At 63.8% G+C, this 14,137-nt stretch carries 9 protein-coding genes and 2 tRNA genes; all 11 read right to left on the bottom strand.

Annotation, left to right across the window (positions count from 1 at the left end):
• Positions 1 to 18: 18 nt before the first annotated feature.
• The 11 genes from rpoC to ROV93_RS11905 all read right to left on the bottom strand — a co-directional run bounded on the left by rpoC (position 19) and on the right by ROV93_RS11905 (position 14,118).
• Positions 19 to 4,242, bottom strand: a complete 4,224-nt coding sequence (gene rpoC, locus ROV93_RS11955; protein WP_061480645.1) for a DNA-directed RNA polymerase subunit beta' — start codon at positions 4,240 to 4,242, stop codon at positions 19 to 21.
• A gap of 87 nt (positions 4,243 to 4,329) precedes the next feature.
• On the bottom strand, positions 4,330 to 8,484 hold the full coding sequence (gene rpoB, locus ROV93_RS11950; protein WP_005415409.1) for a DNA-directed RNA polymerase subunit beta: 4,155 nt from the start codon (positions 8,482 to 8,484) through the stop codon (positions 4,330 to 4,332).
• Between the two features lie 328 nt (positions 8,485 to 8,812).
• Positions 8,813 to 9,181: a 50S ribosomal protein L7/L12 gene (gene rplL, locus ROV93_RS11945; protein ID WP_005415408.1), complete on the bottom strand. Its 369-nt coding sequence runs from the start codon at positions 9,179 to 9,181 to the stop codon at positions 8,813 to 8,815.
• Positions 9,182 to 9,244: 63 nt separating this feature from the next.
• The gene (rplJ, locus tag ROV93_RS11940; RefSeq protein WP_010480377.1) at positions 9,245 to 9,781 is read right to left on the bottom strand and encodes a 50S ribosomal protein L10; all 537 of its coding nucleotides are present in this window, start codon (positions 9,779 to 9,781) and stop codon (positions 9,245 to 9,247) included.
• 386 nt (positions 9,782 to 10,167) lie between these two features.
• Entirely contained in the window at positions 10,168 to 10,866 is a 699-nt protein-coding gene (rplA, locus tag ROV93_RS11935) for a 50S ribosomal protein L1 (protein ID WP_005415407.1), read from the bottom strand.
• Between the two features lie 4 nt (positions 10,867 to 10,870).
• The gene (gene rplK / locus ROV93_RS11930; protein ID WP_004145248.1) at positions 10,871 to 11,299 is read right to left on the bottom strand and encodes a 50S ribosomal protein L11; all 429 of its coding nucleotides are present in this window, start codon (positions 11,297 to 11,299) and stop codon (positions 10,871 to 10,873) included.
• Positions 11,300 to 11,598: 299 nt separating this feature from the next.
• Complete coding sequence (gene nusG / locus ROV93_RS11925; RefSeq protein ID WP_004154362.1) at positions 11,599 to 12,159, bottom strand: transcription termination/antitermination protein NusG; 561 nt, start codon at positions 12,157 to 12,159, stop codon at positions 11,599 to 11,601.
• A 10-nt stretch (positions 12,160 to 12,169) separates the two neighbouring features.
• Complete coding sequence (gene secE / locus ROV93_RS11920) at positions 12,170 to 12,583, bottom strand: preprotein translocase subunit SecE (protein WP_004145202.1); 414 nt, start codon at positions 12,581 to 12,583, stop codon at positions 12,170 to 12,172.
• 49 nt (positions 12,584 to 12,632) lie between these two features.
• Positions 12,633 to 12,708: transfer RNA gene (locus ROV93_RS11915), tRNA-Trp, on the bottom strand.
• 102 nt (positions 12,709 to 12,810) lie between these two features.
• On the bottom strand, positions 12,811 to 14,001 hold the full coding sequence (tuf, locus tag ROV93_RS11910; RefSeq protein ID WP_065178958.1) for an elongation factor Tu: 1,191 nt from the start codon (positions 13,999 to 14,001) through the stop codon (positions 12,811 to 12,813).
• A gap of 41 nt (positions 14,002 to 14,042) precedes the next feature.
• A tRNA-Thr gene (locus tag ROV93_RS11905) sits at positions 14,043 to 14,118 on the bottom strand.
• Positions 14,119 to 14,137 lie beyond the last annotated feature (19 nt).

Below are 14,137 nucleotides of genomic sequence, written 5' to 3'. Positions count from 1 at the left end.
GCGGCCGGACCGGATACCTCATTCTTCGCCCGAGGCCTGTTCAGCTTCGGCTTCAACCACCGGGGACTCGACCGCAGCCGGGGTGCCGGCCAGGGTCTGCATTTCCGAGTCGGTGAGACCGGAAGCGCCGCGACGGCGGCTGCTGTGGTAGGACAGGCCGGTACCGGCCGGAATCAGGCGGCCGACGATGACGTTTTCCTTCAGGCCACGCAGGTTGTCCTTGGTACCGCGGACGGCAGCCTCGGTCAGCACTCGGGTGGTCTCCTGGAAGGAGGCCGCCGAGATGAACGATTCGGTCGCCAGCGAGGCCTTGGTGATACCCAGCAGGACCGGATCGAAGCGCGCCGGCAGTTCGTTGCGGGTCGACAGGCGCGCATTCTCCTCGATAACGCGCTGGCGCTCCACCTGTTCGCCGTTCAGGAACTTGCTGCTGCCCTGGTCGGTGATCTCGACCTTGCGCAGCATCTGGCGGGTGATCACCTCGATGTGCTTGTCGTTGATCTTCACGCCCTGCAGGCGGTACACGTCCTGGATTTCCTTGACCAGGTAGGCAGCCAGCGGCTCGACACCCAGCAGGCGCAGGATGTCCTGCGGGCTCGGCTCGCCGTCCACGATGGTTTCACCCTTGGTGACATGCTCGCCTTCGAACACGATGACCTGGCGGTACTTCGGGATCAGCTCTTCGTGCTCCGAACCATCAGTGTCCTTGATGATCAGGCGCTGCTTGCCCTTGGTGTCCTTGCCGAAGCTGATGATGCCCGAACGCTCGGCCAGCACCGCTGGATCCTTCGGCTTGCGCGCTTCGAACAGGTCGGCCACGCGCGGCAGACCACCGGTGATGTCGCGGGTCTTCGACGCTTCCTGCGGGATCTTGGCGACGACGTCGCCCACGCCCACCGGGGCGCCGTCCTGCAGGTTGACGATCGAACGCGGCGGCAGCAGGTACTGCGCCGGCAGGTCGGTGCCCGGGATCGACAGGTCGTTGCCCTTGGCGTCGACGATGCGCACGATCGGGCGCAGGTCCTTGGCCTGGGTACCACGACGCTTCGGATCGGTGATTTCGCGCGAGGCCAGGCCGGTCAGCTCGTCGGTCTTCTCGATGACGGTGACGCCGTCGACGAAGTCGATGAAGCGGATGAAGCCGGCCACTTCCGACACGATCGGGTGGTTATGCGGATCCCAGTTGGCCACGGTCTGGCCAGCCTTGATCGCATCACCGTCCTTGGACGTGATGGTCGCACCGTACGGCAGCTTGTAACGCTCACGCTCACGGCCGTGCGCATCGAGCACCGAGATTTCGCCCGAGCGCGACACCGCCACCAGCGAGCCGTTGGCGTGCTCGACCGACTTGAGGTTGCTGAACTTGACCGAGCCGGTGGTCTTGACGGTGATGTTGTCGACCGCAGCAGCTCGCGACGCCGCACCACCGATGTGGAACGTACGCATGGTCAGCTGGGTACCCGGCTCACCGATGGACTGGGCGGCGATGACGCCGACCGCTTCACCGATGTTGACCAGGTGGCCACGCGCCAGGTCGCGGCCGTAGCAGCGCGAGCAGACACCGAAGGCCGATTCACAGGAGATGGTCGAGCGGACCTTGATGGTCTGCACGCCGGCATCTTCCAGCTTGGCAACCCAGGCTTCGTCCAGCAGGGTGTTGCGGGTGACGATCGGATCTTCGTCGTTGCCCGGCAGGAACACGTCCTCGGCAACCACGCGGCCCAGCACGCGATCCTTCAGCGGCTCGACCACGTCGCCGCCTTCCACGATCGGGGTCATGATCAGGCCTTCGGTGGTACCGCAATCCACTTCGGTGATCACCACGTCCTGCGCCACGTCGACCAGGCGACGGGTCAGGTAACCCGAGTTCGCGGTCTTCAGCGCGGTATCGGCCAGACCCTTACGGGCACCGTGGGTGGAGTTGAAGTACTCCTGCACGTTCAGGCCTTCGCGGAAGTTCGCCTTGATGGGCGTCTCGATGATCGAGCCGTCCGGGCGGGCCATCAGGCCACGCATGCCGGCCAGCTGACGGATCTGCGCCTGCGAACCACGCGCACCGGAGTCGGCCATGATGTACAGCGAGTTCATCGACTTCTGGTCGATGGTCTCGCCCTTGGCATTGACGACCTTCTCGGTACCGATGGTGTCCATCATCGCCTTGGCGATGCGCTCGTTGGTGCGCGACCAGATGTCGACCACCTTGTTGTAGCGCTCGCCGGCGGTGACCAGGCCCGACTGGTACTGCTCCTGGATTTCCAGCACTTCGGCTTCGGCCTCGGTGAGGATGCCCTTCTTCTCGTCCGGGATCAGCATGTCGTCGATGCCGATCGAGACGCCGGCGCGGGTCGCATAGGCGAAGCCGGTGTACATCAGCTTGTCGGCGAACACGACCGTGTCCTTCAGGCCGAGCTGGCGGTAGCTGGAGTTGATCAGGCGGCTGATGTTCTTCTTGGTCAGCTCGACATTGGCCAGCGCGAACGGCAGGCCTTCCGGCAGGATTTCAGCCAGCAGGGCGCGACCGATCGTGGTGTCCACGATCGAGGTCTTGTTCTGCTTGTTGCCGTCTTCGTCGGTCACCACCTCGGTGATGCGGACCTTGACCTTGGCGTGCAGTTCCACCACGCGGTTGTCGTAGGCGCGCTTGACTTCGGCGATGTTGGCGAAGGCCATGCCCTCGCCCTTCTTGTTCTCCAGCGAGCGGGTCATGTAGTACAGACCCAGCACGACGTCCTGCGACGGCACGATGATCGGCTCGCCGTTGGCCGGCGACAGGATGTTGTTGGTCGACATCATCAGCGCACGCGCTTCCAGCTGGGCTTCCAGCGAGAGCGGCACGTGGACGGCCATCTGGTCACCGTCGAAGTCGGCGTTGAACGCGGTGCAGACCAGCGGGTGCAGCTGGATGGCCTTGCCCTCGATCAGTACCGGCTCGAACGCCTGGATGCCCAGGCGGTGCAGGGTCGGCGCACGGTTCAGCATCACCGGATGCTCGCGGATGACCTCTTCCAGGATGTCCCAGACTTCGGCTTCTTCGCGCTCGACCAGCTTCTTGGCGGCCTTGATGGTGGTGGCCAGGCCACGACGCTGCAGCTTGGCGAAGACGAACGGCTTGAACAGCTCAAGCGCCATCTTCTTCGGCAGGCCGCACTGGTGCAGGCGCAGGTACGGGCCGACCACGATGACCGAACGGCCCGAGTAGTCGACGCGCTTGCCGAGCAGGTTCTGGCGGAAGCGGCCCTGCTTGCCCTTGATCATGTCGGCCAGCGACTTCAGCGGGCGCTTGTTGGTGCCGGTGATGGCACGACCGCGGCGGCCGTTGTCCAGCAGTGCATCGACCGATTCCTGCAGCATGCGCTTTTCATTGCGCACGATGATGTCCGGCGCGCTCAGTTCGAGCAGGCGGCGCAGGCGGTTGTTGCGGTTGATGACGCGGCGGTACAGGTCGTTCAGGTCGGAGGTCGCGAAGCGGCCGCCATCCAGCGGGACCAGCGGACGCAGGTCCGGCGGCAGCACCGGCAGCACGGTCATGACCATCCATTCCGGACGGTTGCCCGATTCCAGGAAGGCTTCGATCAGCTTGATGCGCTTGGTGAGGCGCTTGAGCTTGGTTTCCGAACCGGTAGCGGCGATCTCCTCGCGCAGGCGGGTCATCTCCGACTGCAGGTCGATCGTGCGCAGCAGTTCGTAGACGGCCTCGGCGCCCATGGCGGCGTCGAAGTCGTCGCCGTGCTCCTGGCGGGCCTGCAGGTACTGTTCTTCGGTCAGCAGCTGGCGGCGCTCCAGGGCGGTCAGGCCCGGCTCGGTCACCACGTACGCTTCGAAGTACAGCACGCGCTCGATGTCGCGCAGGGTCATGTCCAGCATCAGGCCAATGCGCGACGGCAGCGACTTGAGGAACCAGATGTGCGCGACCGGCGAAGCCAGGTCGATGTGGCCCATGCGCTCACGACGCACCTTGGCCAGGGTCACTTCGGTGCCGCACTTTTCGCAGACCACGCCGCGGTGCTTCATGCGCTTGTACTTGCCGCACAGGCACTCGTAGTCCTTCACCGGGCCGAAGATGGCGGCGCAGAACAGGCCGTCGCGTTCCGGCTTGAAGGTACGGTAGTTGATGGTTTCCGGCTTCTTCACTTCGCCGAAGGACCACGAACGGATCAGGTCCGGCGAGGCCAGCGCGATCTTGATCGCGTCGAAGTCCAGCGTCTGGCGCTGCTGGTTGAAGAGGTTGAGCAGGTCTTTCATGGTGTTCTCCAGAAGGAGGAATGCTGTGTCGATGGGCTTTCAGTTCACTGCCAGCGGCGCGGCGGCGGCCCGCCGCGCCGGCATGGATCAGTTGTCTTCCAGTTCCATGTTGATGGCCAGCGAGCGGATTTCCTTCACGAGCACGTTGAAGGATTCCGGCATGCCCGCGACCATCTCGTGCTCGCCGTCGACGATGTTCTTGTACATCTGGTTGCGGCCCTGCACGTCATCGGACTTCACCGTCAGCATTTCCTGCAGGGTGTAGGCCGCGCCGTAGGCTTCCAGCGCCCAGACTTCCATTTCACCGAAGCGCTGGCCGCCGAACTGCGCCTTGCCGCCCAGCGGCTGCTGGGTGACGAGCGAGTACGGACCGGTCGAACGGGCGTGCATCTTGTCGTCGACCAGGTGGTTCAGCTTCAGGTAGTGCATGTAACCGACGGTGGTATGGCGGTCGAAGGCTTCACCGGTGCGGCCGTCGTACAGCTGGGTCTGGCCACTGCTCGGCAGGTCGGCCAGTTCCAGCATGCGCTTGATTTCCGCTTCGGTGGCGCCGTCGAAGACCGGGGTGGCCATCGGCACGCCGTCGGTCAGGTTGCGGGCCAGGCGCAGCAGTTCCTCGTCGCTGAACTGCGACAGGTCGACACGGTTGGCCACGTTGGTGTCGTCGTGGTTGTAGATGTCGTCCAGGAACTTGCGCAGGTCGGCCACCGCGGCCTGGGCTTCCAGCATCGCCTGGATCTTGCGACCCAGGCCCTTGGCGGCCCAGCCCAGGTGCACTTCCAGGATCTGGCCGATGTTCATACGCGACGGCACGCCCAGCGGGTTCAGCACGATGTCCACGGTCTCGCCCGAGGCCATGTACGGCATGTCCTCGACCGGCACCACGTTGGACACCACACCCTTGTTGCCGTGGCGGCCTGCCATCTTGTCACCCGGCTGGATGCGGCGCTTCACCGCCAGGAACACCTTGACCATCTTCAGCACGCCCGGGGCGAGGTCGTCGCCCGCGGTGATCTTGCCGCGCTTGTCGGCAAAGCGACGCTCGAATTCCTTCTCGTGCGCCTGGATCTGCTTCTGGGCGCGCTCGATGGCTTCCGAGGCGTCCTCGTCCTTCATGCGCAGGGCGAACCAGTCAGACTTCTTCAGGCCGTCGAGGAAGGCGTCGGTGATCACGTCACCCTTCTTCAGGCCAGCACCACCATTGACCACCTTGCCCACGATCTGCGAACGCAGACGCATGTAGATGGCCGCTTCCAGGATGCGGAACTGGTCATCGAAGTCCTTCTTGACGCGCTTGATTTCGGACTCTTCGATCTGGCGCGCGCGCTTGTCCTTCTCGATGCCGTCGCGGGTGAAGACCTGCACGTCGATGACGGTGCCGTCCATGCCCGGCGGAACGCGCAGCGAGCTGTCCTTAACGTCCGAAGCCTTCTCGCCGAAGATCGCGCGCAGCAGCTTCTCTTCCGGGGTCAGCTGGCTTTCGCCCTTCGGGGTGACCTTGCCGACCAGGATGTCGCCGGCGCGCACTTCGGCACCGATGTACACCACGCCGCTCTCGTCCAGGCGGTTCAGCGCCTGCTCGGAGACGTTCGGGATGTCGGCGGAGATTTCCTCCGGCCCCAGCTTGGTGTCACGCGCGACGCAGGTCAGCTCTTCGATGTGGATCGTGGTGTAGCGATCCTCTTCCACCACGCGCTCGGAGAGCAGGATGGAGTCTTCGAAGTTGTAGCCGTTCCACGGCATGAACGCGATCAGCATGTTCTGGCCCAGGGCCAGCTCGCCGATGTCGGTGGACGGACCGTCGGCCAGCACGTCACCGCGGGCGATGACGTCACCCACCTGGACCAGCGGACGCTGGTTGATGCAGGTGTTCTGGTTCGACCGGGTGTACTTGACCAGGTTGTAGATGTCCACGCCGGCGTCGGTGGCGCCAACGATCTCTTCCTCATTGACCTTGACCACGATGCGGGCGGCGTCGATCTGCACGATCTCACCACCACGACGGGCGTTCACGGTCACACCCGAGTCACGCGCCACGGCGCGCTCGATGCCGGTACCGACCAGCGGCTTCTGCGAACGCAGGGTCGGCACGGCCTGACGCTGCATGTTGGCGCCCATCAGTGCGCGGTTCGCGTCATCGTGCTCCAGGAACGGAACCAGCGCGGCCGCGATCGAGACGGTCTGCATCGGCGAAACGTCCATGAAGTGGACTTCCGCCGGCGGCTTCAGCAGCGATTCGCCCTGGAAGCGGCACGGAACGAACTGCTCGGTCAGGGTGCCCTTGGCGTCGGTCAGCGCGTTGGCCTGCGCAATGACGTACTCGTTCTCTTCAATGGCCGACAGGAACTCGACTTCGTCATAGACCTTGCCGTCCACGACCTTGCGGTACGGGGTCTCGAGGAAACCGTACTTGTTGGTGCGGGCGTACACGGCCAGCGAGTTGATCAGGCCGATGTTCGGGCCTTCCGGGGTTTCGATGGTGCAGACGCGGCCGTAATGGGTCGGGTGCACGTCGCGCACTTCGAAGCCGGCGCGCTCACGGGTCAGGCCACCCGGGCCCAGGGCCGAGACGCGACGCTTGTGCGTCACTTCCGACAGCGGGTTGTTCTGGTCCATGAACTGCGACAGCTGCGAGGAGCCGAAGAACTCCTTGATGGCAGCGGCGACCGGCTTGGCGTTGATCAGTTCCTGCGGGGTCAGGCCTTCCGATTCGGCCATCGACAGGCGCTCCTTGACCGCACGCTCGACGCGGACCAGGCCGACGCGGAACACGTTCTCGGCCATTTCGCCGACCGAACGCACGCGACGGTTGCCCAGGTGATCGATGTCGTCGACCACGCCGCGACCGTTGCGGATCTCGGTCAGGACCTTGATCACGTCCAGGATGTCGGAGCTTTCGCCGTGGGCAGCGACCAGGCGCTTGGACTCTTCGTCGTTGCGCTCGCCGAAGTACTTGCTGTCGTACAGCACGGCTTCGCCGGTGGTTTCCTTGCGGCCCACGCGACGGTTGAACTTCATGCGGCCGACCGCGGACAGGTCGTAGCGCTCGAAGGTGAAGAACAGGTTGTGGAACAGGTTCTGCGCGGCATCCTTGGTCGGCGGCTCGCCCGGACGCATCATGCGGTAGATCTCGACCAGGGCTTCCAGCTGGGTCTTGGTCGGGTCGATACGCAGGGTGTTGGACAGGTACGGGCCACGATCCAGGTCGTTCACCCACAGGGTGCCCACGGCATCCACACCGGCCTTGCGGAAGGCCTGCAGCTGCTCGTCCGTGATCTCGTCGTTGGCCTGGGCCAGCAGTTCGCCGGTCGAGGCATCGACCACGTCGTGCGACAGGATGCGGCCGACGATGTAGTCGTCCGGCACGGCCAGGGCAGCGATGCCCGAGGCTTCCAGCTGCTTGATGTGGCGCGCGGTGATGCGCTTGCCGGCTTCCACGATGACCTTGTCGCCGTCGGCGAGGTCGAAGCCCAGGGTCTCGCCACGCAGGCGCTCCGGCACCAGCTCCAGCTGGACGCCTTCATCCGGGTTGATGTGGAAGGTGTTGATCTCGAAGAACTCGGCCAGCATCTCTTCGTTGCTGTAGCCGAGCGCGCGCAGCAGGATCGACACCGGCAGCTTGCGGCGGCGGTCGATACGGGTGAACAGCGCGTCCTTCGGGTCGAACTCGAAGTCCAGCCAGGAGCCGCGGTAGGGAATGATGCGGGCGCTGTACAGCAGCTTGCCCGAGCTGTGGGTCTTGCCACGGTCGTGGTCGAAGAACACGCCCGGCGAGCGGTGCAGCTGGGAGACGATGACGCGCTCGGTGCCGTTGACGATGAAGGTGCCGTTCTCGGTCATCAGCGGGATTTCGCCCAGATAGACCTCCTGCTCCTTCACGTACTTGATGGCCTTGGTCGACGACTCACGGTCGTAGATCACCAGGCGCACGGTCACGCGCAGCGGGGCGCCGTAGCTCATGCCGCGCTGGCGGCACTCACGCTCGTCGAAGACCGGTTCGCCCAGCTTGTAGCCGACGTATTCCAGGGCAGCGTTGCCGCTGTAGCTGGCGATCGGGAAGACCGACTTCAGCGCAGCGTGCAGGCCGTGGTCCGTGCGCTTGGCCGGATCGACGTTTTCCTGCAGGAATTCACGATAGGAATCCACCTGGATGGCGAGCAGGAACGGCACTTCGAGAATCGAGCGCTGCTTGCCGAAATCCTTGCGGATACGCTTTTTTTCGGTGAACGAATAGGACGTCATGAGGTCTTCCACCTTGTTGTGCGGATCGTGCGCCCACGATCCGAAGGGAACTTGAAATTGTCAGTTGGAAGTCGCTGGTATTGCCGGCACCAGCACGCCTTCTCCCGCTACTTCCAACTGCCAACTCGTCTGCTACCACTCCCCCGCTGCCGCGCTCGGCGCTGGCCTGCCGGGGTTTGACTGCAGCCCGTGTTGGGCTTTTTCCTGCTTTTTTCACATCCACGCATGGCGCGGATCTACAACACCGCAACAACGACCAAAGGCCGGGGGCTTACGCCCCCAGCCTTGGCTGCATCGCCGCGAATCGGTGACGATGCAAGGTAACTGCTTACTTGACTTCGACAGTCGCGCCAGCAGCTTCCAGGTCCTTCTTCATCTTCTCGGCTTCTTCCTTCGAAGCGTTGTCCTTCAGGACGCCGCCGGCTTCGGCCAGGTCCTTCGCTTCCTTCAGGCCCAGGCCGGTGATGGCGCGGACGGCCTTGATGACTTCGACCTTCTTCTCGCCGGCAGTCTTCAGGGTGACGACGAATTCGGTCTGCTCTTCAACAGCAGCAGCCGGGCCAGCGGCAGCAGCCACGGCAACCGGAGCAGCGGCGGAGACGCCGAACTTCTCTTCGATGGCCTTGACCAGCTCCATCACTTCCATCAGGGACTTCTCGGCGATGGCGTCGACGATCTGTTCGTTGGTAAGGGACATGATTAATACCTTTGGATGATTTTCTGGATTGAGGTTCCGTCAGGAACCACGGTAAGTCGAAACTCAGGCGGTCTCGGCGGCCGGCTCGGCAGCGTCAGCGGCGACATCGCCGCCCCCCTGCTTCTCGCCAACGGCCTTGATGGCGCGGGCAAACATCGTGACCGGCTCGGTCAGGACGCGGGCCAGCATGGCCAGGGCCTGGTCGCGGGTCGGCAGCGAGGCCAGCACTTCGACGTGGCTTGCCGGGAACACTTCGCCACCGATGGCGACGACCTTAGCCTTCAGCTTGTCGTTGCCCTTGGCGGCTTCCTTGATCAGGCGACCGGCAGCGCCGGGCTCCTCGAGCGAGAACGCGTACAGCAGCGGACCAACCATCTGGTCCTGGGCGACTGCGAACTCGGTGCCTTCAACGGCGCGCGAAGCCAGGGTGTTCTTGACAACCTTCAAGAAAACACCGGTTTCACGAGCCTGCTTGCGCATCGCGGTCATCTGGGCGACCGTGGTGCCAGCGTATTCGGCTGCGATCAAGGAGTGGGCCTTGGCGGCGACGTCTGCCAGCTCGGCGACTACTTCTTGCTTCTGGGACAGATTGAGAGCCATTGCACTCCTCCTATTGAACTCCGCTTACGGCTCCTGCCGTGTGCGGTCCTGTGCGGCATCCATCCTGGACGCCGGGAACATCGGGATGATGTTCCGGGGGTGGGCCGTTCTAGACCTGGAGTGGGCCAACCTGGGAAACCCAGACGTGCGTGAACCAGAAAAACTCCAGAAGGGCACCATCTACGCAGGGTGATTCCGGGGAATCGATTAAGCGCTCCTGACTGCTCCGGCGGCGACTCCTTGCCAGATCGAGCTTCCATGCCCGTCGCCGGTATTGCCACGACCGCGCCTGCGGTCTTTGACGGCTACCGCGGGCGATGCACTGCCAGCGATGCCTTCAAATGTCACGGTCACGGCACCCGGGGCACCGTGACCGCTTGAAACAATTACTTCAGGGTCAGCGACGACTGGTCGACGGTGACGCCCGGGCCCATCGTCGAGCTGACCGAAACCTTCTGCAGGTAGGTGCCCTTCGAGGTGGCCGGCTTGGCCTTGATCAGGTCCAGCAGCAGCGCGGTCAGGTTCGACTTCAGCGCGTCTTCGGCGAAGTCGGCCTTGCCGATGGTGCAGTGGATGATGCCGGCCTTGTCGGTGCGGTAACGGACCTGACCCGACTTGGCGTTCTTCACGGCTTCACCCGGGTTCGGGGAAACGGTGCCGACCTTCGGGTTCGGCATCAGGCCGCGCGGGCCCAGCACGGTGCCCAGCTTACCGACGACGCGCATGGCGTCCGGGGTCGCGATGACGACGTCGTAGTTCAGATCGCCGGCCTGCATCTTCTCGGCCAGGTCATCCATACCGACGGCGTCGGCGCCAGCAGCCAGGGCTTCGTCAGCCTTGGCACCGGCCGGAGCGAACACGGCGACGCGGACCGACTTGCCGGTACCGGCCGGCAGCACGGTGGAGCCACGGACCTGCTGGTCGGACTTCTTCGCATCGACGCCCAGGCGCACGGCGACGTCGATCGACTCGACGAACTTGGCCTTGGTGGCGGTCTTCAGGATGTTGATCGCGTCCTCGAAGGCGTATGCCTTGCCCGGAACGACGGCGGCCTTGATGGCCTTCTCACGCTTGGTCTGTGCCATCTTATTAACCCTCCACCACGAGGCCCATGGAACGGGCAGAGCCAGCGATGGTACGCACGGCGGCGTCCAGGTCGGCGGCAGTCAGATCCGGTTCCTTCGCCTTGGCGATCTCTTCCAGCTGCTTACGGGTGACCTTGCCGACCTTCTCGGTGTTCGGGCGCTTGGAGCCCGACGAGATGCCAGCGGCCTTCTTCAGCAGGGTGGTAGCCGGGGTGCTCTTGGTGATGAAGGTGAACGTACGGTCCGAGTAGGCCGTGATGATCACCGGAACCGGCAGACCCGGCTCGAGCTTCTGCGTGGCAGCGTTGAACGCCTTGCAGAATTCCATGATGTTCAGGCCACGCTGACCCAGCGCAGGACCGACCGGCGGCGAGGGGTTGGCCTGACCGGCCTTCACCTGCAGCTTGATGTAACCGACAACTTTCTTTGCCATGTGAGTGCTCTCCGGGTGCTAGCGCCTTTCGACAACAGGCTCCCCATCGGACCGGGAATCACGCGTCCCGGCATCGCGTTTTGAAATCATGCTGAAGGCCACCTTGCGGCGGCCTCGTCCTGCTGGCTTCCCCAGCGGGGAGCCGCGCACTATAACAGGTTTTTTCTTCACATGCCTGAAGCGGCAGGTAAACGAACGGAACCGGGCCAGGCCCGGTTCCCTTTGGAGAGTCGAGCCATGCCCGACTACCACACCATCCAGACCCCGGAGTCGAGCATGGCTCGACTCGACAGGACAGGTCAGACGGCCTTTTCGACCTGGCCGAACTCGAGCTCGACCGGAGTGGCACGACCGAAGATCAGCACCGAGACGCGCAGACGGCTCTTCTCGTAGTTGACTTCTTCGACGACGCCATTGAAATCGTTGAACGGACCGTCAGTGACGCGGACCATCTGGCCCGGCTCGAACAGCACCTTCGGACGCGGCTTCTCGACACCTTCCTGAACGCGATTCAGGATGGCTTCGGCCTCGGAATCGGCGATCGGCAGCGGACGATCGGCGGTGCCGCCGATGAAGCCCATGACCCGCGGGGTTTCCTTGACCAGATGCCAGCTTTCGTTGTCGATGCGCGGAATGCCGGCTTCCTCGTGGGTCTCGATCTGGACCAGCACGTAACCCGGGAAGAACTTGCGCTCGGAACGGCGCTTCTGGCCGGCGCGCATCTCGACCACTTCCTCGGTCGGGACCAGGACGTCGCCGAAGCGCTCTTCCATGCCGTCACGGACGATGCGATCGCGCAGAGCCTGCGCCACCGACTTCTCGAAGCCCGAATAGGCGTGAACGACGTACCAACGCTTCATGCAATTCTCCTTAGCGGCTCAGGAACCACTGAGTCAGTTTCTGGATCAGGAAGTCGAAGCCACCCAGCAGAAGACTGAGGATGAGCACCACGACGATCACGACCCAGGTCATGCGGACGGCTTCCTGGCGCGTCGGCCAGACCACCTTGCGCAGTTCGAAGCGCGACTCGGAGAGGAATTCGCGGGTGTCGCGCCCCTTGCCGGTCAGCATGAACACGCCGATACCGCCAACCAGACCGACCACGACCGCCAATGCACGCAGCTGACCCGCCCACGCACCCAGCTGGGCGGCGCGACCGGAGTCGGCGGAGAACCAGAACCAGACGAACAGACCGGCCAGCACCAGCAGCGATGCGGCGACATACTTGACGATATCTCCACCGTTGGCGGAGTTGTCCTTGGAGTGTTCGATCTTGCTATTCATCCGGCTGTGTCTGCTTTAGCGGCCCAGGCCGCTGGATAAGGTGGGCAGATGGCACGCCAGGAGGGACTCGAACCCCCAACCTGCGGTTTTGGAGACCGCTGCTCTGCCAATTGAGCTACTGGCGTACGTTGAAAACTTGCCTTCCCTTAGACGGCGAAGGCGGACCGAGGTTCCCGGCCCGCCATTCGCGTAACCGGCGGCGCTATGCAACCACCGGTACTGCAGGCTTACTCGATGATCTTCGAGACCACGCCGGCGCCGACGGTACGACCGCCTTCGCGGATGGCGAAGCGCAGGCCTTCGTCCATGGCCACCGGGTTGATCAGGGTGACTTCCATCTTGACGTTGTCACCCGGCATCACCATTTCGACGCCTTCCGGCAGCTTGGCGGCGCCAGTGATGTCGGTGGTGCGGAAGTAGAACTGCGGACGGTAGCCGTTGAAGAACGGGGTGTGGCGACCGCCCTCATCCTTCGACAGGACGTACACTTCGCCTTCGAACTTGGTGTGCGGCTTGATCGTGCCCGGCTTGGCCAGCACCTGGCCACGCTCGACGTCGTCACGCTTGGTGCCGCGCAGCAGCAGGCCAGCGTTGTCGCCTGCCTGACCCTGGTCCAGCAGCTTGCGGAACATCTCAACGCCGGTCACGGTGGTCTTCTGCACCGGACGGATGCCGACGATTTCGATTTCGTCGCCAACCTTGATCACGCCGCGCTCGATACGACCGGTCACCACGGTGCCGCGGCCCGAGATCGAGAACACGTCTTCCACCGGCATCAGGAACGGCTTGTCGATCGCACGCTCCGGCTCCGGAATCCAGCTGTCCAGCGCGTCGACCAGCTTCAGGATGGCCGGCACGCCGATGTCGCTCTGGTCGCCTTCCAGCGCCAGACGGGCCGAACCGGCGATGATCGGGGTGTCGTCGCCCGGGAACTCGTACTTGCTCAGCAGCTCGCGCACTTCCATCTCGACCAGCTCGAGCAGCTCGGCGTCGTCCACCATGTCGGCCTTGTTCAGGAACACGACGATGTACGGCACGCCGACCTGGCGCGACAGCAGGATGTGCTCACGGGTCTGCGGCATCGGGCCGTCAGCGGCCGAGCACACCAGGATCGCGCCGTCCATCTGGGCGGCACCGGTGATCATGTTCTTGACGTAGTCAGCGTGGCCCGGGCAGTCAACGTGGGCGTAGTGACGGGTCGGGGATTCGTATTCGACGTGCGCGGTCGAGATCGTGATGCCACGCGCCTTTTCTTCCGGCGCGGCGTCGATCGAGGAGTAGTCCTTGAACTCGCCACCGAAGCGCTCGGCACCGATCTTGGTCAGTGCGGCGGTCAGCGTGGTCTTGCCGTGGTCGACGTGACCGATGGTGCCGACGTTGACGTGCGGCTTGGTGCGCTCGAACTTACCCTTGGCCATGGCTGCTTATCTCGAATTCGTCTGAGAGGTGATGCTTAAGATGGTGCTCACGAAAGGAATCGAACCTTCGACCTCTTCCTTACCAAGGAAGTGCTCTACCGACTGAGCTACGTGAGCCGAGTTTTGCATTATGACA

Source organism: Stenotrophomonas maltophilia group sp. msm4, assembly GCF_032025605.1.
Classification (GTDB): Bacteria; Pseudomonadota; Gammaproteobacteria; order Xanthomonadales; family Xanthomonadaceae; genus Stenotrophomonas; species Stenotrophomonas sepilia.
This window is presented reverse-complemented; position numbering and strand designations above follow the sequence as displayed.